This window comes from Actinoplanes sp. G11-F43 (assembly GCF_050589265.1).
Taxonomy (GTDB): domain Bacteria; phylum Actinomycetota; class Actinomycetes; order Mycobacteriales; family Micromonosporaceae; genus Actinoplanes.
In genome coordinates this window covers 187,502-205,169 of the sequence record NZ_JBNZCE010000025.1, presented here as the reverse complement: position 1 = coordinate 205,169, position 17,668 = coordinate 187,502, and the positions used below count along the sequence as shown (strand labels likewise).

The 17,668-nt window shown below is 72.8% G+C and carries 19 protein-coding genes; 6 read left to right on the top strand and 13 right to left on the bottom strand.

Features of this window, described 5'->3' with window-relative positions; all coding sequences use genetic code 11:
• Positions 1 to 7: 7 nt before the first annotated feature.
• From ACQ0O7_RS29665 to ACQ0O7_RS29655, 3 genes are read right to left on the bottom strand one after another with little or no spacing between them, the layout of a single operon-like run.
• The gene (locus ACQ0O7_RS29665) at positions 8 to 2,266 is read right to left on the bottom strand and encodes an EAL domain-containing protein (RefSeq protein ID WP_430786649.1); all 2,259 of its coding nucleotides are present in this window, start codon (positions 2,264 to 2,266) and stop codon (positions 8 to 10) included.
• A 31-nt stretch (positions 2,267 to 2,297) separates the two neighbouring features.
• Positions 2,298 to 2,630 (bottom strand): hypothetical protein, encoded by a 333-nt coding sequence (locus ACQ0O7_RS29660; protein ID WP_430786713.1) that lies wholly within the window; start codon positions 2,628 to 2,630, stop codon positions 2,298 to 2,300.
• Between the two features lie 35 nt (positions 2,631 to 2,665).
• Entirely contained in the window at positions 2,666 to 4,300 is a 1,635-nt protein-coding gene (locus ACQ0O7_RS29655) for an FAD-dependent oxidoreductase (protein ID WP_430786647.1), read from the bottom strand.
• Positions 4,301 to 4,397: 97 nt separating this feature from the next.
• Between ACQ0O7_RS29655 and ACQ0O7_RS29650 the strand changes: the two genes are divergently transcribed.
• Together ACQ0O7_RS29650 and ACQ0O7_RS29645 are read left to right on the top strand one after the other, a co-directional pair.
• Positions 4,398 to 4,943 carry a TetR/AcrR family transcriptional regulator gene (locus ACQ0O7_RS29650; RefSeq protein WP_430786645.1) on the top strand — a complete coding sequence of 182 codons (546 nt, stop codon included), beginning with the start codon at positions 4,398 to 4,400 and terminating at the stop codon, positions 4,941 to 4,943.
• A gap of 79 nt (positions 4,944 to 5,022) precedes the next feature.
• Positions 5,023 to 5,850, top strand: a complete 828-nt coding sequence (locus ACQ0O7_RS29645; protein WP_430786643.1) for a S1 family peptidase — start codon at positions 5,023 to 5,025, stop codon at positions 5,848 to 5,850.
• Positions 5,851 to 6,253: 403 nt separating this feature from the next.
• Here ACQ0O7_RS29645 and ACQ0O7_RS29640 read toward each other — a convergent pair whose 3' ends face one another.
• On the bottom strand, positions 6,254 to 6,634 hold the full coding sequence (locus ACQ0O7_RS29640; RefSeq protein WP_430786641.1) for a YrdB family protein: 381 nt from the start codon (positions 6,632 to 6,634) through the stop codon (positions 6,254 to 6,256).
• 79 nt (positions 6,635 to 6,713) lie between these two features.
• On the bottom strand, positions 6,714 to 7,895 hold the full coding sequence (locus tag ACQ0O7_RS29635) for an amidohydrolase family protein (RefSeq protein WP_430786639.1): 1,182 nt from the start codon (positions 7,893 to 7,895) through the stop codon (positions 6,714 to 6,716).
• 68 nt (positions 7,896 to 7,963) lie between these two features.
• Between ACQ0O7_RS29635 and ACQ0O7_RS29630 the strand changes: the two genes are divergently transcribed.
• Positions 7,964 to 8,461 carry a MarR family winged helix-turn-helix transcriptional regulator gene (locus ACQ0O7_RS29630; protein ID WP_430786637.1) on the top strand — a complete coding sequence of 166 codons (498 nt, stop codon included), beginning with the start codon at positions 7,964 to 7,966 and terminating at the stop codon, positions 8,459 to 8,461.
• A 91-nt stretch (positions 8,462 to 8,552) separates the two neighbouring features.
• On the top strand, positions 8,553 to 8,936 hold the full coding sequence (locus ACQ0O7_RS29625) for a hypothetical protein (RefSeq protein WP_430786635.1): 384 nt from the start codon (positions 8,553 to 8,555) through the stop codon (positions 8,934 to 8,936).
• Here the strand turns inward: ACQ0O7_RS29625 and ACQ0O7_RS29620 are convergent.
• The 5 genes from ACQ0O7_RS29620 to ACQ0O7_RS29600 all read right to left on the bottom strand — a co-directional run bounded on the left by ACQ0O7_RS29620 (position 8,900) and on the right by ACQ0O7_RS29600 (position 13,525).
• The gene (locus ACQ0O7_RS29620) at positions 8,900 to 9,736 is read right to left on the bottom strand and encodes a DUF3626 domain-containing protein (protein ID WP_430786633.1); all 837 of its coding nucleotides are present in this window, start codon (positions 9,734 to 9,736) and stop codon (positions 8,900 to 8,902) included. The two genes, ACQ0O7_RS29625 and ACQ0O7_RS29620, sit on opposite strands and share 37 nt — an antisense overlap.
• A 105-nt stretch (positions 9,737 to 9,841) precedes the next feature.
• Entirely contained in the window at positions 9,842 to 12,457 is a 2,616-nt protein-coding gene (locus ACQ0O7_RS29615; protein WP_430786711.1) for a cation-translocating P-type ATPase, read from the bottom strand.
• 59 nt (positions 12,458 to 12,516) lie between these two features.
• A complete protein-coding gene (locus ACQ0O7_RS29610; protein WP_430786631.1) occupies positions 12,517 to 12,672 on the bottom strand; it encodes a hypothetical protein in 156 nt (51 codons plus the stop codon).
• Positions 12,673 to 12,675: 3 nt separating this feature from the next.
• Positions 12,676 to 12,831 carry a hypothetical protein gene (locus ACQ0O7_RS29605; protein WP_430786629.1) on the bottom strand — a complete coding sequence of 52 codons (156 nt, stop codon included), beginning with the start codon at positions 12,829 to 12,831 and terminating at the stop codon, positions 12,676 to 12,678.
• Positions 12,832 to 12,859: 28 nt separating this feature from the next.
• Positions 12,860 to 13,525, bottom strand: coding sequence for a CBS domain-containing protein (locus ACQ0O7_RS29600; protein ID WP_430786627.1), 666 nt, complete (start codon positions 13,523 to 13,525; stop codon positions 12,860 to 12,862).
• 124 nt (positions 13,526 to 13,649) lie between these two features.
• Here ACQ0O7_RS29600 and ACQ0O7_RS29595 point away from each other — a divergent pair, with 124 nt between their 5' ends.
• Complete coding sequence (locus tag ACQ0O7_RS29595) at positions 13,650 to 14,435, top strand: DsbA family protein (RefSeq protein WP_430786625.1); 786 nt, start codon at positions 13,650 to 13,652, stop codon at positions 14,433 to 14,435.
• Complete coding sequence (locus tag ACQ0O7_RS29590) at positions 14,432 to 15,049, top strand: vitamin K epoxide reductase family protein (protein WP_430786623.1); 618 nt, start codon at positions 14,432 to 14,434, stop codon at positions 15,047 to 15,049. Before ACQ0O7_RS29595 ends, ACQ0O7_RS29590 begins: the two co-directional genes overlap by 4 nt.
• 109 nt (positions 15,050 to 15,158) lie before the next feature.
• On the opposite strand, the gene ACQ0O7_RS29585 is transcribed toward ACQ0O7_RS29590, so the two are convergent.
• From ACQ0O7_RS29585 to ACQ0O7_RS29575, 3 genes are all read right to left on the bottom strand, one after another.
• The gene (locus ACQ0O7_RS29585) at positions 15,159 to 15,590 is read right to left on the bottom strand and encodes an MmcQ/YjbR family DNA-binding protein (RefSeq protein ID WP_430786621.1); all 432 of its coding nucleotides are present in this window, start codon (positions 15,588 to 15,590) and stop codon (positions 15,159 to 15,161) included.
• Between the two features lie 249 nt (positions 15,591 to 15,839).
• Positions 15,840 to 16,451: a class I SAM-dependent methyltransferase gene (locus ACQ0O7_RS29580; protein ID WP_430786619.1), complete on the bottom strand. Its 612-nt coding sequence runs from the start codon at positions 16,449 to 16,451 to the stop codon at positions 15,840 to 15,842.
• Positions 16,426 to 17,640, bottom strand: coding sequence for an MFS transporter (locus ACQ0O7_RS29575; RefSeq protein ID WP_430786617.1), 1,215 nt, complete (start codon positions 17,638 to 17,640; stop codon positions 16,426 to 16,428). Before ACQ0O7_RS29575 ends, ACQ0O7_RS29580 begins: the two co-directional genes overlap by 26 nt.
• Positions 17,641 to 17,668: the final 28 nt, after the last annotated feature.

Genomic DNA, 17,668 nt, shown 5'->3' with positions numbered 1-17,668 from the left:
CACGAACCTACGAGGGCGCCGGCACGCCGAGACGGTGCGCTCCTTCCACCTCGGCGGCGCGCAGCGGTTTGCCGTACAGCCAGCCCTGGGCCAGATCACATCCCTGGACCCGCAGCCAGTCCCGGTGCACCTCGGTCTCCACCCCCTCGGCCACCACCCGCAGGCCGAGGGCTCCGGCCATCGCCAGCACCGCCCGTACGATCGATTCGTTCGGTCCCCGGGTTCCGACGTCGGAGACGAACGAGCGGTCCAGCTTGACGATGTCGACAGGCAGCCGGTTGAGATAGCTGAGCGACGAGTAGCCGGTGCCGAAGTCGTCGACGGCCATCGTCACGCCGATCCGGTGCAGTTCGGTGAGGGTGCTGAGGGCGCTCTCGGCGTCCTCCATCACCCCCGACTCGGTGATCTCCAGCCAGAGGGCGTCGGGGGGCAGGCCGGTGTCGGCGAGCACCTCGCGGACCGCGGACACCAGATGCCGGTCGCGGAGCTGGCGGACCGACACGTTGACCGAGATGTGCAGCGGGCGGGCGCCGGGCGGCCGGGCCGCGCGCCAGGCGGCGAGCTGGGCGGCGGACTCCCGCAGCAGCCAGTCGCCGGCCTCGACGATCAGGCCGGTCTCCTCGGCGACCGGAATGAACCGTAGCGGGGACACCGCGCCGAGTTCCGGATGCTGCCAGCGCATCAGGGTCTCGAAGCCGTCGAGTTCACCGGTGGCCAGGTCGACGATCGGCTGGTAGGTGGCGTACAGCTCGCCCCGGGCCAGCGCGCCGCGCAGCGCCTGCTCCAGGGTCATCCGCTCCAGCAGGTCCTCCCGCAGCGAGGTGTCGAACAGGGCGTACGCGTTGCGCCCGGCGCCTTTGGCCTTGTACATGGCGGTGTCGGCGTCCCGGATCAGTTCCAGGGCCTCGGCGCTGCCGGCGGCCTTGGCCACACCGATCGAGGCGGACACCACCACACTGCCGACGGACAGTTCGAACGGGCGGGTGAACAGGTTCAGGATCCGGCCGGCGACGGCCTGGGCGAGGATGCTGTGCGACGGGCCGGCCAGGGCGATGACGAACTCGTCGCCGCCGACCCGGCAGACCAGGTCGGTGCTGCGGATGGTGCCGCTGAGCCGGTCGGCGACCGCGCACAGCAGCTCGTCGCCGACCTGGTGCCCCCAGTGGTCGTTGACCATCTTGAACCGGTCGAGGTCGAGGAAGAGAAGGCTGATCTCCTGCCGGGAGTCCTCCGCGGCGGCGCCCCAGGTGGCGATGGTGTCGCTGAGCAGTTCCCGGTTGGGCAGGTCGGTGAGGGCGTCGTGGGTGGCCCGCCGCCGGATGGCGCTCTCCGCCCGGGCCCGCGAGTTGTGCGAGTGCACCACCCGGAACAGCACGGTCACCACGAGGGCGGCACAGAGCAGCACCCGGACGACCGCGTCGGCGGTTCCGCTGAGCGGTTCGACGATCGACGCGGTCACCGGCAGGAGCAGGACCACGGCGATCAGTACGGTACGAGCCCGCGACAGCGTGCCGACCACGATGTGCTGGGGTTCGGTGAGGGTGCGCATCGACGGGTGGGCGCTGGCCGCGCCGAACATCAGGAACCCGCCGGTGTACAGCACCTCGATCTGGTCGATGGGGATGTCGGCCAGGTTGCCGTCCCGGATGGTGTAGAGCAGGTCACCGCTGAACAGGCAGGCCGCCCCGCCGAGGAACAGCCACAGCGACGGGGCCCGGGAGCCGCCGGCCAGGGCCAGCTGGACCACCAGGACCAGCAGCACCACGTCGATGACCGGGAAGAACGTGTTGGCGATCTGCCACGCGACCAGCCCGGCCCGGTCGATCGCCGGGATCACCAGGTAGATCCAGGTGGTGCAGGCGGCGGCCAGCCCGACGAGGACGGCGTCCACCCAGGCCGGGTCGTCGCGGTCGGCCCGGCGGTGGCGCAGCATCGAGGTGAACGCGGCGGCGGTCAGCAGGTAGCCGGGCACGATGAAGACGTTCGGGATCAGCGCGGCCGGCGTCGGCGGGGAGTCACCGGCGCCCGGCACCAGGGCGCGGGTGATCAGCCCGGCCAGGAAGAGCAGCCCGCAGGCGCTGATGTACCGCCACGGGCGGCGGTCGGCGGGCAGGGCGACGCGCAGGGTGCCGTACAGCATCCCGGCCATCCCGCACAGGATCCCGGCCAGGTTGATCGGTCCCCACAGGCTCGGCGGGAGGACCGGGTGCAGGCCGAGGGCGAGGACCCCGGCCGCGACCAGCAGCCAGGCGGGCGCTCGGGTCACATCCTGATGTTCGACGCCCCCGGCGCTCGGCTTAACGCCCCGGTGGGGCGATCACCGACAGTTCGAGGATCGGCGGGAGGTCCGCCACGCCGGGCCCGCCGGCCTCGATCCAGCCGGTCAGGTCGTCGAGCACGTCATCGTCCAGCACCAGCCCGAACCAGACCGGGCGGGCCCCGGCCCGGCGGGCGTCCGGCCGGGGGTGCACCACGATGACGTTGGACTGGGCGCAGACGTCCAGGCAGAGGCTGGTGCGCACCCGGTGGCCGGGTTCCAGAGCCGACCGGAGCACGGTGAGCTGGCCGTCGTGATCGACCTCCGGGTGTTTCCGCACGCTGCCGCAGCAGCAGTCCCGGCACACCGTCACCGTGCAGCCCAACCGGCTCTCCCCTGGCTCCGGGTTCACCCTACGGCGGGCCGCCGCCCGACCGCGGCGCGGGCCGCGCGGTAGCCGAACACGACGGCCGGGGCGATGGTGGCGCCCGGTCCCGGGTAGGTGCGGCCCATCACCGAGGCCGTGGTGTTGCCGGCCGCGTACAGGCCGGGGATCGGTTCGCCCACCGCTTTCAGGACCCGGCCGTCGGCGTCGGTGAGCAGGCCGCCCTTGGTGCCGAGGTCGCCGGGCACCAGCTGGACCGCGGTGAACGGCCCCTTCTCGATGGTGCCGAGGTTCGGGTTGGGTTTGACCCGGGGGTCGCCGTAGTAGTTGTCGTACACCGTCCGGCCCCGGCCGAAGTCCTCGTCGACACCGCTGCGGGCGAAACCGTTGAACCTGTCCACCGTGGCGCGCAGCCGGGCCGGGTCCATGCCGAGGCCGGTGGCCAGCTCGTCGAGGGTCTTCGCCGACCGTACGACGCCGGTCTCCCGCATCTTCCCGGTGCCCTGGAGGAAGGCGTTGAACAGGTAGCGGCGCCGGTGCCGGGTGTCCAGGATCAGCCAGCTGGGGATCGCCGGGACGGTCCTGTTCCGCTCCAGGATGGCGTGCCCGAAGTCGATGTAGCTGGCCGACTCGTTGGTGAACCGGTCGCCGGCCGAGTCGACCACGATGCTGAACGGCATGGACCGCTCGGAGAGCACGAACTGGTGGTGGCCGGCGCCGACCGGCACCGACGCGCCCCACCAGGCGTCGTCCATCAGCGCGAGTTCGGCTCCGGCGTCGCGGGCGATCCGGATCGGGTCGCCCAGGTCGCCCTCGGCGGCCGAGCTGTAGCCGGGGACGCCGTGGTGTTCCTGCCGCCAGGCGGTGTTGTTGGCGAACCCGCCGGCGCCGAGGATCACCCCGCCGAGGGCGCGGACCCGGGTGCCGTCGCCGACGGTCGCGCCGAGCACGGTGCCGTCGCCGTCCTGGACCAGGCCGGTCAGCGGGGTGCTGAGCAGCACCTCCACCTTCTGTTCCAGGAGGATGGCCATCAGGCTGCCGCTGAGCGCGCCACCGATGCCGAACAGGCGTTTGCCGGTGACCAGGCCGCCGAGGGTGCGCAAGACGAACCGGGCGCCGCGCACGAAGCCGCTCGGGGTGGACCAGGCCCGCGACAGCAGCCACACGTCGTCGGTCTTGAGCGGGGCCGGGATGCTGTCCCGGCCGCGGAAGGTGGCGAACCAGTCGCCCAGTCGGCGGGTGTCGAACGGTTCGGACTCGATGCCCCGTCCGGTCATGCCGCCGGGCCGGTCCGGGTAGTAGTCGGGGTACTCCTTGGCGGCGGTCCACCGCACGCCCAGTCCGGCCAGTAGCGCGTACACCTCGGGAACGGTCTCGACGAACGCCCGGCGCCGCTCCGGGGAGCTGGCCGGCCCGGCCTCGCCGATCGCCGCCTCCATGTAGGTGAGGGCCTTGTCCACCGAGTCGCCGGGGACCAGGGGGTTGGTCGGCATCCACAGGCCGCCGCCGCTGAGCGCGGTGGTGCCGCCCCATTTGGCGGTGCTCTCCACCACCAGCACCCGGGCTCCGGCGTGCGCGGCGGTGATCGCCGCGGTCAGCCCGGCCGCCCCGGTCCCGACGACCAGAACATCGACCTCACGATCCCAGGTGTACGCCATGATGCCCCCTGCTTGAGTAGCCGATCGGCTAGTTCGGTGGTGATCGGAAAGCTAGCCGGTCGGCTAGCCTCTGGCAAGGGGCGTTACGCTGTCCCGGATGGCCGGGAGACGTGCACGGGAAAGACTGTTGTCCGCGGCTGTGGAGCTGTTCGCCGAGCACGGGGTCAGCGGCACGTCGCTGCAGATGATCGCCGACCGGCTGGGGGTCACCAAGGCCGCCGTCTACCACCAGTTCCGGGCCAAGGAGGAGATCGTCCTGGCGGTGATCGAGCCGCCACTGCTGCGGCTGGCCCCGATCGCCGAGGCCGCCGGCAAGCGCCGCTCGCCCGCCGCCCGCCGGGACACCGCGCTGGCCGGGATCATCGATCTGGTGGTCGAGCACCGGCGGATCGCCGCCGCGCTGAGCTTCGATCCGATGGTCAACCAGCTGGTCCGGCGGCACGACGCGATCAAGGTGCTGGAGTGCCTGCAGGATCTGCTGACCGGACCGGACCCGTCGGACGCGACCCGGGTGGCGGTGACCATGGTCAGCGGCGGCCTGATGATCGCCGGCACCGATCCGCGGCTGGCCGCCCTGGACGACGCCGCGCTGCGCGATCACCTGCTGGCCACGGCCCGCCGGGCACTGCGCAGCCGCTCATAGATCTATTGACACGTCTGAATATCTAGTGCGAGTGTTCCGGCACCGGGAACACCGGCCCCCCGCTGTGAAGGGATCCTTCATGCGCCTCCGACGGGCACTCGCACTCGGCATCGCCGCACTCTCCGCCACCGCCGCCGTCCTCACCGGCACCACCACCCCGGCCCTCGCCGACGACGCGGTCACCCTGGCCAACACGATCGCGCTCAGCAACTGCTCGGCCTCCCTGGTCCGCTTCCCCACCTCGGTCAGCACCGACAGCGCGATGATGCTCACCAACGGGCACTGCTACGAGGGCGGATTCATCACCGCCGGCCGGGTCATCCAGAACGTGTCCAGCACCCGCTCCGGCACCCTGCTCAACAGCTCCGGCGGCGCCCTCGGAACAGTCCGCGCCAACCGCGTCCTGTACGCGACGATGACCGGCACCGACGTCGCCCTGTACCGGCTGAACACCACGTTCGCGTCGCTGAGCAGCACCTACGGCGCCACCCCGCTGACCATCTCGGCCAGCCGCCCGACCGCCGGCACCGCCATCGGCATCCCGTCCGGTTACTGGCGCGAGGTGTGGAACTGCTCCATCGACGGCTTCGTGCCCACCCTCCGCGAAAGCCAGTGGAACTGGACCGACTCGATCCGCTACGACGCCGCGTGCGACACCATCGGCGGCACCTCCGGCTCCCCCATCGTCAGCCAGGCGAACAACCAGCTGATCGGCATCAACAACACCGGCAACGAGGACGGCGCCTCCTGCACCCTGAACAACCCGTGCGAGGTGGCCGCCAACGGCGCCGTCACCGTCCGGCCGGGCCGCAGTTACGGCCAGCAGACCTACTGGTTCACCACCTGCGTCTCGTCCACCCGCACCATCAACCTGTCCCTGACGGGTTGCCTGCTCCCCAAGCCGTGAGCCCCCGAGCGCCACACGGTGGGCCGGGACGCTTCCCCCACCCCGGCCCACCACCCGACCATGATCCCCGCGCGTGTGATCACGTCCGGCCCCCGGCCCGACGGCATCGCACACAACCGCCGGCCGTGATCGGCTGCCGGGCCCCGGGCAACGCCGAGAGCACCCCGGCCGTCACCATGCGCGGCTACCGGGCTTCGCCTCCGGCCACGGGAACCGGCCCGGACGCGCCGGACCTCTCCTAGGTTCTGTGTGGCGGATCGCGCGGGAGCGAGGCGAGGTCCAGGTGGTGGCTGGCGTCAGCCGGACGAAGGTCGCATACCGGTGTTGTATGTGGCCTTCGTCCGGATGCCGTCCGGCGCCGGCTGGGCCACGCCGCAGCCCCACGCGATCCACCACACAGAACCTAACGGCCCGGGGCGGCGATCCGGCTCAATGCCGCGATGCCGATCCCGGCCGCGGCCACCAGCAGGATCCCGGTCCACGGGTGACCGGCGGCGGCCACTCCCGCGCCGGCGGCGGCGAACAGCACCGCCTCCGCCAGGAAACGCCACGGCTCGGGCAGGCGCCGGGTCGCTCGCGGGCCGATGAACAATCCCCACCCGGCGATCGCGACGGCGGGCGCGAGGATCGCGAGCGCGATCCTCAGCACGAGCGGACCGGGAAGCACCGCGCCCGCGTAGAGGAGTGCGCCGAAGAGCACCAGCTCGGTGAGGAACCGGGTCACCAGCACGACGCCGCGCCATCCGGTCAGCGGCAACGGTTCCAGTCCCTCGGTCGTCGACATGCGGCGCAGCGTAGTACACCGGCGGATCCCGGGGCGCCCGCCGCAGTCCATTCCGGACGGCCGTCCGGAATGGACGGTCTCACCGAGGTCCCAGTGGGGCCGCCTGCCGGCGCAGCGCGGCCAGGTCGAGGTCCACGAGCCGTCCGGCGCGTTTGCGGATCCGGCCGTCGACCACGACGGTGTGCACGTCGCCCGGCCCGGACGTGGTCACGATCGCACCGCTGAGATCACCGTCCAGGTGTGCGAGACCGTCGAGCAGGATCAGGTCGGCGCGCCGTCCCGCCGCCAGCACGCCGACGCGGTCGCCGAGGCCGATCGCGGCGGCGCCGTCGACGGTGGCGGCGGCCAGGAACGCGCCGGCCGGGTGCGCCGTTCCGGTCTCCAGCCGGTGCGCCCGGAGAGTGGCCCGCATCGTCTCGAAGAGGTCGGCGGGCGCGTCGACCATCACGTCGGTGCCCAGTCCGGGGCGCATCCCGGCGACGGCCAGCCGGGTGTACGCGGATGGCCCGTGCCCCATCGTCGCCTCCACGACCGGGGTGACCACGGCGTGCGCGCCGGTGTCCGCGAACAGTGCCGCCGTCGCCGCGGTCACCTGGTTGACGTGCACGAGTTGCAGGTGTGGGCCGAGCAGCCCGGCGGCACGCAGCCGGTCCAGTTCACCGGGACCGCCGCCGGCGTGCACCGCGACGGTCATGCCCAGGTCGCGGCCCCGGCGGATCGCGGGTATCGCGGACTCCCACCCGTCCCGGTCCGAGCCGAACACGGCCAGCCCACCGGTGATCGTGCCGGTGAGGCCCGCCAGCCGCCGGACGTCGGGCTCGTCGTCCGGGTTGGTGTGCCCGACGACCGCGCGGATGCCCGCCTCCCGGTACGCCTGAAGCACCGCGTCGGTGTGTTCCGGCGTCCGGGTGGTGTTGCTCCAGTCGAAGACGGTGGTGATCCCCGCGTTCAGGGCCTCGGCCGCCCCGAGCAGGGCCGCCAGCCGGGCTTCGGCCGGACCGTACCCGGCGAGGGCCCGGCCCAGCACCACCCGGAGATACCCGGGCAGGGCCCAGTCCGGCCCGGCGCCTCGCAGCGCCGCCTGCCAGACGTGCCGGTGCGCGTCGACGAGCCCGGGAACGATCACCAGCCCGGTGGCGTCGACCACCTCGCCCGCCGTCGTCTCCCGCGGCGCGTGCATGTCGACGATCACGCCGCCGTCGATCGCCACGTCGGCGCGGGTCCCGTCCACGAGTCGCCCGCCCCGGATCAGCAGTTCCATGCCCACTCCTTAGAAAGCTTTTGGTAAAGCTATCTGTAAAGCTTTCTGGGCGCCACTACGATGGAACGATGGCCGGGGACACCACAGACGAGATCGTCGCCTCCTGGGATCGCGAGGTGCCCGGGGTGGCCGGCGACGCGTTCGCGCTCGGCAAGCGGGCGTCCCGGCTGGCCGCGCTGCTCAGCGCCCCCGTCGAGGCCACACTGACACGGTTCGGGCTGACCAAGGCCGAGTTCGACGTCCTCGCCGTGCTGCGGGCCGCCGGCAGTCCGTACCGGCTGCGGCCCTCGACGCTCTCCCAGCGGCTCCTGCTCACCTCCGGCGGCACCAGCAACGTGCTGCGCCGTCTGGCCGCCGCCGGCCTGGTCGAACGCGACCCCGACCGGTCCGACGCCCGCAGCTCGTGGGTGCGGCTCACCGACCGCGGCGCCGAGACGGCCGAGCAGGCGGTCCGGGCCGCGACCGCGGCGCAGGCGGCCGCACTCCGCGACGTCCCGGCCGCGACGGTCCACGCCGCGTCAGAAGCCCTCCGGGCCGCCCTGATCGCCCTCGACGACATCCCCTGATCGGGCCTCCCCGGCCGGGCCGGTGGTGGGTTGCGGCCGGACCGGAGCGGGCATCAGGTGATCGATCGGCGCCGCTATCGGGGGAGGCGACATGCGGAGGATGCTGTTCTTCCTGATCGGAGTGGCGGTGGGCGCCGCACTCCTGATCATTCTGAGTGCGGGCAACGGCGCGGGAACGCCGTTCGGCATCGGGTTCTTCACCTTCCTCACGGTGGGTTCGGCGATCGGTGGCCGGTGGGGGCCCGGGCCGATCGCCCGTGGGGTCCGGGCGCCGTTCCTGTCCGCGGCCGGGGTGACCATCCTGGTGTTGTGCGTCCCCACGGTCGGCCTGCTGCTCTGGCGGCCGTTCCTGGGTGACGTCGTGCCACTGGGATGGTTCCTGCTCTGCATGGCGGTCGCCGGCCTCCTGATGATCCCGGTCGGCCGGATGGGCCGGGATCAGCGGGCGGAGGGCCGGCCGAACCGGGCGGTGTAGTGCCAGACCCGTTTCAGGGTCTGTTCACCGGCCAGTCCGCCGTGGAGCGCCTCGCCGATGATCCGGGCGTCCAGAACCCCGTCCCGGGCGATGCGGGAGGCGACGTCCACGATGTGCGGGCCGCGATAGCCGGGGTGGGCCGCGATGTCCCCGATCCGGGCGCGGAACCCGTGATGCCACGCCACCGGAACCCCGAACAGGCGCGCGTCCGCCTCGACCGCCGTCCCACGGAAGCACGGATCCAGCACCAGGGCCTCCACGTCACGGGTGAGGACGACTCCCCCGTGCACGTGCGCCTCCACATAGTCGTCGAGCGGTTCCCGGTCGTCGGCGTCGGCGAGGGCGGTCAGCGCACAGCGGTCGGCGACGCCCAGGTCGGCGGGTTCGAACACGCTGTCCGGATAGCAGAACGTGGTCCGCGCCAGGGTGTCCGCGGTCAGGCGCAGGTGTGCCGACCCGAACCGGGGTGAGCCACCGGCCGGCCGCCCCCGGTGGTTGAGCGAGCCGTAGACCGGGCGCTCGGCCGGCGCCGCCTCGTCGTAGACGCCGCCGAAGAGCCGGCTCTCCCACCGCCACCGGTCCCCACCGGGATGGCAGGTCACCAGCCCGTTGCTGGTGCCGGTCTCGAACTGGGACCGGTACCGGCCGCCGGCGGCCATCGCCCGCAGGATCGGCACACCCCCGGCCCGGCGGTCCGGGTGGAAGTGCACGGTCACCCGCCACGACGGATCGATCCGGTCACCCCGGGCGAGACCGCGGACATGGGCCACGGCAGCCGTGGCGCGGGAGAAGGACGTCACCCGGAGCAGTCTCGCGCACCGGCCGCCAGACCGCTTCCGGGGTCCGCCCGTGTGCCGACTCGCGGCTCGATGCGAGCCGGGAGTCGGCACACGGGCCGGCCTCGATCACGGGCGGTTTCCGGCGAGGCGCAGGAGGGCGCCGGGGACGAGCGCGACCGCGCAGCACGCCAGGATCGTGACGGCGTCCAGCGGCTCGGTGCCCAGCAGCGCGCGCAACGGCTCGAACATCACCCCGGCCACCTGGAGCAGGGCGCAGACCGCGACCGCCGCGAGCAGGGCGCCGTTCCGTGGGGTGCCGGGCTTCGGGTGGGCCCGGACGGCCAGTGCCACACCCAGCTGGGACAGGCCCAGGACCAGGAACATCACCGACTGCCACGGGCGATCGGCATGCATCGCGACCACCCCGGCGGCCATCGTCACGGTGGCCAGCAGGAGCGCTCCGGCCACTACCGCCCGGAGCAGCCCGGCGCCCAGCACCGACTCCTGCGGGGAGCGCGGCCGCCGGGTCAGCACGCCGGCCTCGGCCGGTTCCGCCCCGAGGGCCACCCCGGGAACGCCGTGGGTCAGCAGGTTGATCCACAGGAGCTGGGCGGGCAGCAGGGCCACCGGCATGCCGAACAGCGGGCCGAGCAGCATCACCACCAGCTCGGCGGCGCCACCGGAGAGGGCGTACCGCAGGAATCTCCGGATGTTGTCGTAGATCCGGCGGCCCTCGCCGATCGCGGTGGCGACGGTGCCCAGGTTGTCGTCGACGAGGACGAGTTCGGCGGCCTGGCGGGCCACCTCGGTGCCGCTGCCCATCGCCACGCCGATGTCGGCCCGGCGCAGCGCCGGTGCGTCGTTCACGCCGTCGCCGGTCATCGCGACGATCTCGCCCCGGTCCTGGAGGGCGCGGATGATGTCGAGTTTCTGTTCCGGGCGGGTCCGGGCGTACACCCGGGTGGTCGCGATGCCGGCGGCGGCGGAATCGCCCGCGCGGCGTGCGGCTGCGGTATCGCCCACGCCGCCCTCGGCCACCGTGCCACCGACGCCGCCCTCGGCCACCGTGCCACCGACGCCGCCCTCGGCCACCGTGCCACCGACGCCGCCCTCGGCCACCGTGCCACCGTCGGCGAGGAGGCCCAGACTGTCGCCGATGGCGGTCGCGGTCCGCGGGTGATCGCCGGTGATCAGGATCAGCCGGACACCGGCCCGCTCGAACGCCTCCGCGGTGTCCCGGGCGGTGGCGCGCAGCGGGTCGCCGATGCCGACCAGGCCGATCGGCTCCAGCTCCGGGCGGGTGTCCGGGGCGTCCGAGACCGCAGTGGCCAGGGCGAGCACGCGCAGCCCGTCGGAGGCGAACTCGGCGGCGGCCGGGAGCAGCGGTGACGCCGGGTCGAGGACGGCCTCCGGCGCGCCCTTGCACACCGTCAGGAACTCGCCGGACGGCAGCCGGTGAACCGTGGTCATCCGGCGGGTGTCCTGGTCGAACGGGATCTCCGCGACGCGCGGCGCGGTGCCGCGCTCGGCGTCCGGGTCGACGCCGCAGCGGTGCGCGAAGGTGAGCAGGGCGGCCTCCATCGGATCGCCGGCGGCGGCCCATCCGGTACGGTCCCCGTCCGGCGCGAGCAGGGCGGCGTCGTTGCACAGCGCTCCGGCGCGGGCGAGTTCGCGCAGGGACGAGGTGTCGCCGACGACCGGGAGCCCGGCGATGGTGTCGCCGTCGATGGTGCCCTCCGGGTCGTAGCCGGAACCGGACACCGTGCTGCGGTGGCCGCCCGCGGTGATCGCCCGCTGGACGGTCATCCGGTTCTCGGTGAGGGTGCCGGTCTTGTCGGAGGCGATCACGGTGACCGAGCCGAGGGTCTCCACGGCGTGCAGCCGGCGCGGAATGGCACTGGTCCGGGCCATCCGCCGGGCGCCGAGCGCGAGGGCCAGGGTGACCACCGCGGGCAGGCTCTCCGGTACGGCGGCGACCACCAGGCTGACCGCGGTGATCCCCATCTGCGTCACCGGCTGCCCGGTCAGCACGCCGACGGTGAACACCAACGCGGACACCACGACCGCGGCGGCGCCGAGGATCCGGCCGAGGGCGGCGATCCGTCGCTGCAGTGGGGTGGGGCCGGGGCGGGTTCCGGCGACGAGTTCGGCGATCCGGCCCAGTGCGCTGGAGGTGCCGGTGGCGGTCACGGTTCCGGCGGCGCGACCGGCGGCCAGGATCGTACCGGCGCCCGCGGTGTCCCCGGCGTCGTGGTGGACCGGCACCGACTCGCCGGTCAGCGCCGACTCGTCGAAGGTGGCCTGCCGGGCCTCGACCAGCTCCAGGTCGGCCGGGACCACGTCGCCCGCCTCCAGCAGCACGTGATCGCCGCGGACCAGCTCGGCCGCGGGCACCACGTGGTCGGTGCCGTCGCGGACCACCCGGGCGGCCGGCGCGGCCATCCGGTCGAGGGCGGCGATCGCGGCGTCCGCACGGACCTCCTGCACCACGCCGATGACCGTGTTCACCACCACCACCAGCAGGATGATGATGGTGTCGGGAAGGTCGCCGAGGACGGCGGTGACGACTCCGGCGGCCAGCAGCAGCGCCACCAGCGGATCGGTGAGCTGACCGCCGATCCGTCGCCACACGGTCCGCGGTGGTGGCGGGGCCACCGCGTTCGGCCCGTCGGTGTCGAGGCGCTGTCGTGCTTCAGCGCTCGTCAGCCCGTACGCAATCGTCCTGGTCGTCATGCTCGTCACCCTCTCCAGGCCCCGGCCGGTGCGGTGACCACCGCACCGGCCGGGNCCGGGTCGGATCATCAGAAACTGGAGATATCCGGCTGTCGACAGGCATCACCGCCTCTCTGCGGGAGGGCGCCGATCGCATACGGTGAGCGCTCGGCGACGATCAGGAGCACGCTGCCGGCCGCGCGGGCGGCCAGGAACAGCGCGACGATCAGCAGTACGGCCTCCATCGGTCAGCCGGCCAGGAGGACCGGGCAGTGCCCGCGCCGGGTGAGCGGTTGCGGTCCGGCCGCCGGCAGCCCGGCGGGTCCACGGGCCGGCGCCAGGGGATCGGCGACCCGCCTGCCGGGGTTGCCGATCTCACCCAGGCAGGTGTCGAGGACGGTCATGGCGGCGCCCCTCTCTGCACACAGTTCTCTAGATCGCGGCCATCGCCTGGTCGTCGACGTCGAACTCGACGGTTTCGGTCACCTCGACCACGCCCGGGATCATCCGGATCCGGCGGGCCGCCAGAATCGCCGTCGACCAGCGCTCCACCCGGCCGGTCAGGGTGACCGCGCCACGCTCCACCACAGCGGTGATCGTCGACCAGTTCTCGGCCAGCAGCGCCTCACTCAGCGCGACGGTCACGTCGGCGCGGATCTCGTCGTCCGGGCGCTGGTGCTCCTTGAGCAGGTCTCCACGGCTCACGATGCCGACCAGCCGGCCCAGGTCGTCGAGGACGGGCAACTGCTTGACGCCGGCCTCGGCCATCCGCCGGGCGGCCACCGGCACACTCGTCGACGTCAGCGCGATGACCGTGGGTGAGGTCATCAGCTCTCCGGCCGTACGGCCGGCGGCCTTGCGGTGTTGCCGTAGCTTGCGCCGCTCGAACCAGCGCGGGCGCTCCGAGCCGACGAATTCGATCTTGCGGAGCAGGTCCGATTCGGACACCACCCCGAGTACGTGCCGGTCCGCGTCCACCACCGGCACCGCGTTCACCCGCCGGCTCGCCAGCAGATCGGCCACATCCCGGTACGGGGTGTCCGCCTCCACCGCGGCGACATCGCTGGTCATGACGTCGTTGACATGCCAAAGCCTCATCGTGATCCCTCCGCCTTCGACGCTAGGCGCGCACCTCCCCCGCTGTCAGGGACCGTCGGGCCCGCCGGTTAGGGACCTTGGGCCTTAGTGGGCCTGTCCGATTTCTCGCAGCCTGGACTTCGGAATGTCGGAATCGGGCGGCTGGAGTGTGGACGCGGTGGGCAAGCAGGCACGGAATCGGTCCAAGGACCTGCGTAAAGGCCAGGCGGCGATCGCCCAGCGGCGCGGCTCCGTCAACCCGGTGATGATCATCGGACTGGTGATCATCGTGGCCCTGGTCGGCACGATCGGGTTCATGGTGTTCCGGGCGGCCGCCGGCGGCGACACGGCCACCGGTGCGCTGGTCACCCCGGCCGGAGCGACCGCCGAGGGCGCGCTCGTCGTCGGCCGGGAGTCGGCGCCGGTCAAGCTGGAGATCTATCTGGACTACATGTGCCCGTACTGCGGCAAGTTCGAGCGGGCCAACAACACCGAGATCGACAAACTGATCACCGACGGTACGGTCCGGGTCGAGCTGCACCCGCTGGCCTTCCTCGACCGGTTCTCCCAGGGCACCCGGTACTCCAGCCGGGCCGCCAACGCCGTCGCCACCGTCGCCGACCGGGCACCCGGCAAGGTGATGGCGTTCAACAAGGCGCTGTTCGACAACCAGCCCGATGAGGGCACCGACGGTCTGGACGACACCCGGATCGCCGAACTCGCCGTCCAGGCCGGCGTGCCGCAGGCGGTCGCCGACGTGCTCGACGACGGCATCCACGCCACCTGGGTGAAGCAGGCCAACGACGCCGCCTTCGACGCCGGCGTCACCGGCACCCCCACCGTCAAGATCAATGGCCAGAAGTGGGAGGGCGACCTCTACAACGCCGGCCCCCTCACCCAGGCCGTCACCGCCGCGGCCGGCAACCAGTGAGCACCCTGGGCACCGTCCGGCGGCTGCGCCACTCCAACGCCTGGATCTTCGGCACCATGCTGTTCTCGGCATGCCTGAGCCTGCTCGCGTCGTTCGTCCTCTCGATCGACGCGGTGGTGCTGGCCGCCGACCCCGGCAAGGCGCTGTCCTGCGACATCAACGCGGTGATCAGCTGTGGGACGGTGGCCCAGTCGTGGCAGGCCCAGCTGTTCGGCTTCCCCAACGCGTTCCTCGGCCTGGTAGCCGAGCCGGTGGTCATCACGATCGCCGTGGCCAGTCTCGGCGGGGTGCGCTTCCCGCGCTGGTTCATGGTGTCCGCCCAGGCGGTGTACACGCTCGGGGTGCTGTTCGCGTACTGGCTGTTCTACGAGGCCATGGTCGACATCGGCGCGCTCTGCCCGTGGTGCCTGCTGGTGACGGTCTCCACCACCCTGGTCTTCGCCACCCTGACCCACGTGAATCTCCGGGACGACAACCTGCCGGTGCCGCCGAGCTGGCGGGCTCCCCTGAAGTCAGCCATCCAGGCCGACCTGGACGCCGTCCTGGTGACGATCTGGCTACTGGTGCTGGCCTTGCTGGTGGTAGCCAGATACGGCACCCAGCTGTTCGCCTGAATCCGCCCTGCTTCGGGAAGGCGGGGACGGCGGCCGGCCACGATCCGCCGACCGTGCTCGCCCACCCGGCATCCGGCATGAGAAACGGCTGGGTGTGGGGCCACGCCGGCTACCGGGTGGCCTCCGGCCTCGTGCTCAGCCAGGTGGTGGCGCGGCGGGACGAGGCCCGGGACAGCCAGGCGTCCTGGATCACCTCGGTCAGCTCCTGGCGGGACAGTTCGCCGATCCTGGACGCCCGCAGCAGCACTGACAAGTGACCGTTGAAGTGGGGTGTGGTGAAGAACGGGGAGTTCTCGTCCTGGACCAGGGACTGTTTGTCCGCCTCTGAGGGCACCCAGAAGACGATCACGTCGGTGTAGCGTTCGCCGGTGGCCGGGTCTACCGCGTCCGGGCGTGGGGTGCGGAAGAAGACGAACGACTTTCGGCCCACCTGGTAGCTCGGGTTGCCGTCCGTTCCCCACTCGACGGTGACGTGGGGCAGAGCTGAGGCCAGTTCGTCGACATCCTCGATGCGCGCGGGAACGCTACCGTCATCGCCCATCTCGCCACCGTAACCCGCCCCCGGCCACCAGCCCGCCGGCCCGGCCGGACCGGCTCGGCGGTTCCACCCGCCGGTGGGCGATCTGGAGGGCGGTGAGCAGCGCATTCGCCCGGCGGTCGCCGGGCGGTCCGGAGTTTCGCCGGGCTTGCGGGGACGATGGGGGGCTACCCGATTTCGGTGGGGCCGACGGGCGTACCTCCGCGTGGTTCGAGGGGGACGCCGGACCGCGAGTGGGGGGCGGACCTCGGGTCAGGCGGTGGCGTGGATTCGTTCCACCGTGCCGGCGCGGTCGCGCAGCGCCTCGATGACCCGGAAGCCGGCGGCCTCGACCAGCGGGCGCTGGCGGCGGGTGAAGTGCTCGCCGGCGGTTCGGATGGTGATCCGTTCCAGGAGCCACTGGGCCGCGAACACCGGGGGCCAGGTGCTCGCCACATGGTCCAGGAGTAGAAGCCGGCCGCCGGGCACCAGCACCCGGCGCATCTCGGTCAATGCCGCCGCCGGATCCGGGACGGTGCACAGGGCCAGGGCGCAGACCGTGGTGTCGAAGGTGCCGTCCGGGAACGGCAGGCGGGTGGCGTCGCCCTCGTGGAACTCCACCGCGCGGTTCAGCCGGGACGCCCTCGCCCGGGCCTGGCGCAGCATCGCGGGGCTCAGGTCCAGGCAGGTCAGCGACACCGCCGGCGGATAGTGGGGCATGGTCAGGCCGGTGCCCGCGCCGACGTCCAGCACCCGGCCGTGGGCGCGGGCACCCAGCCACTCCCGGCCGCCACGGAACCAGTGACGTTCGACGAAAGCCATCTGCCTGTCGTACGACGGGGCGGTGCGATCCCACACCTCACGGCTCTTCGCGGTACGGTCCACGGCCCCTCCTGTCTCCGTCCGATCCCACCATGGTGCGCCCGGACCGCGACGAACCGGCGGCCGCCGTCACGATCAGGGCCAGCGCGCAGGCGCACAGCACCGGCCCGGCGCCGAGCCGGTCGGCCAGCGCGCCGAGCACGTTGTTCGTCACCAACAGTGGCACGCTCTGGGCCAGCACCACGACCGACTGCACCCGGGCCAGGTGGGTCTCCGGTGTGCCGCCCAGGATCAGCGGGCCGATGTGGGCGGCGAACAGACCCGACCCGGCACCCACCAGCACAGCCACCGGAACCGCGATGACCAGCGCCGGCGCGGCGGCCAGTCCGAGCACCGCGCCGCCGGCCAGGGCCAGACCGCCGCACGCGGCGACCGCGGGCCGGCCGGACGCGCCCCGCACGGTGACGGTGACCGCGACCGCCGTCATGCCCAGGGCCACCGAGCCGGCCAGCAGCCCGCCGGCATCAGCGCTCCACTGTCGCTGGATCGCCAGCAGGGGCACGAGCAGCGCGGGAACCGGCAGCAGGAAACCCGCGGCGGCGGCGACCAGTCCCAGGGCCCGGCGCAGTTCCGGATCCGACCGGACCACCCGGAGGCCGCCACCCGGCGCGGCACCCCGGGGCAGCGCGACGGCGCCGGTGACCCGTGGCCGCAGCATGATCAGGACGACGGCCATCACCAGGAACGTGCCGGTGTTGACGAACGCCGCGGCGGCCGGCCCGGCACCGGCCACCACCAGGCCGCCCAGTGACGGGCCGGCGAACGCCGCGACCTGGCCGACCGCCTGCCGGGCCGCCATCGCGCGGGCCAGCGACTCCGGGCCGACCAGCAGCCGGGGCATCGAACCGGAGCTGGGCAGGTGGAAGGCGTCCACGGTCCCGATCACCAGGGCGATGCCGAGCAGCAGCCACGGCTGCACCCCGACGGTGAGGACCGCGGCGCCGAGCAGCGCGGTCGCCACCGCCATGGTCAGATCGGCGGTGATCATCACCCGCCAGGCGCCGACCCGGTCGGCCAGGGCACCGCCGGTCAGCAGCAGCGCGACCCGGGGCAGGGTGATCGCGGTGAGCACCGCACCGGCGAACGCGCCACCCCATCCGGCGGCGCTCCAGGTGATCCCGAAAGCGGTGATCTGCGAACCGAGCAGGGACAGCGCCACGCCGCCCAGCCAGATCCGGTAGTGGTACGGCATGACGCTCCCGGCCGGGCTCGGATTCCTC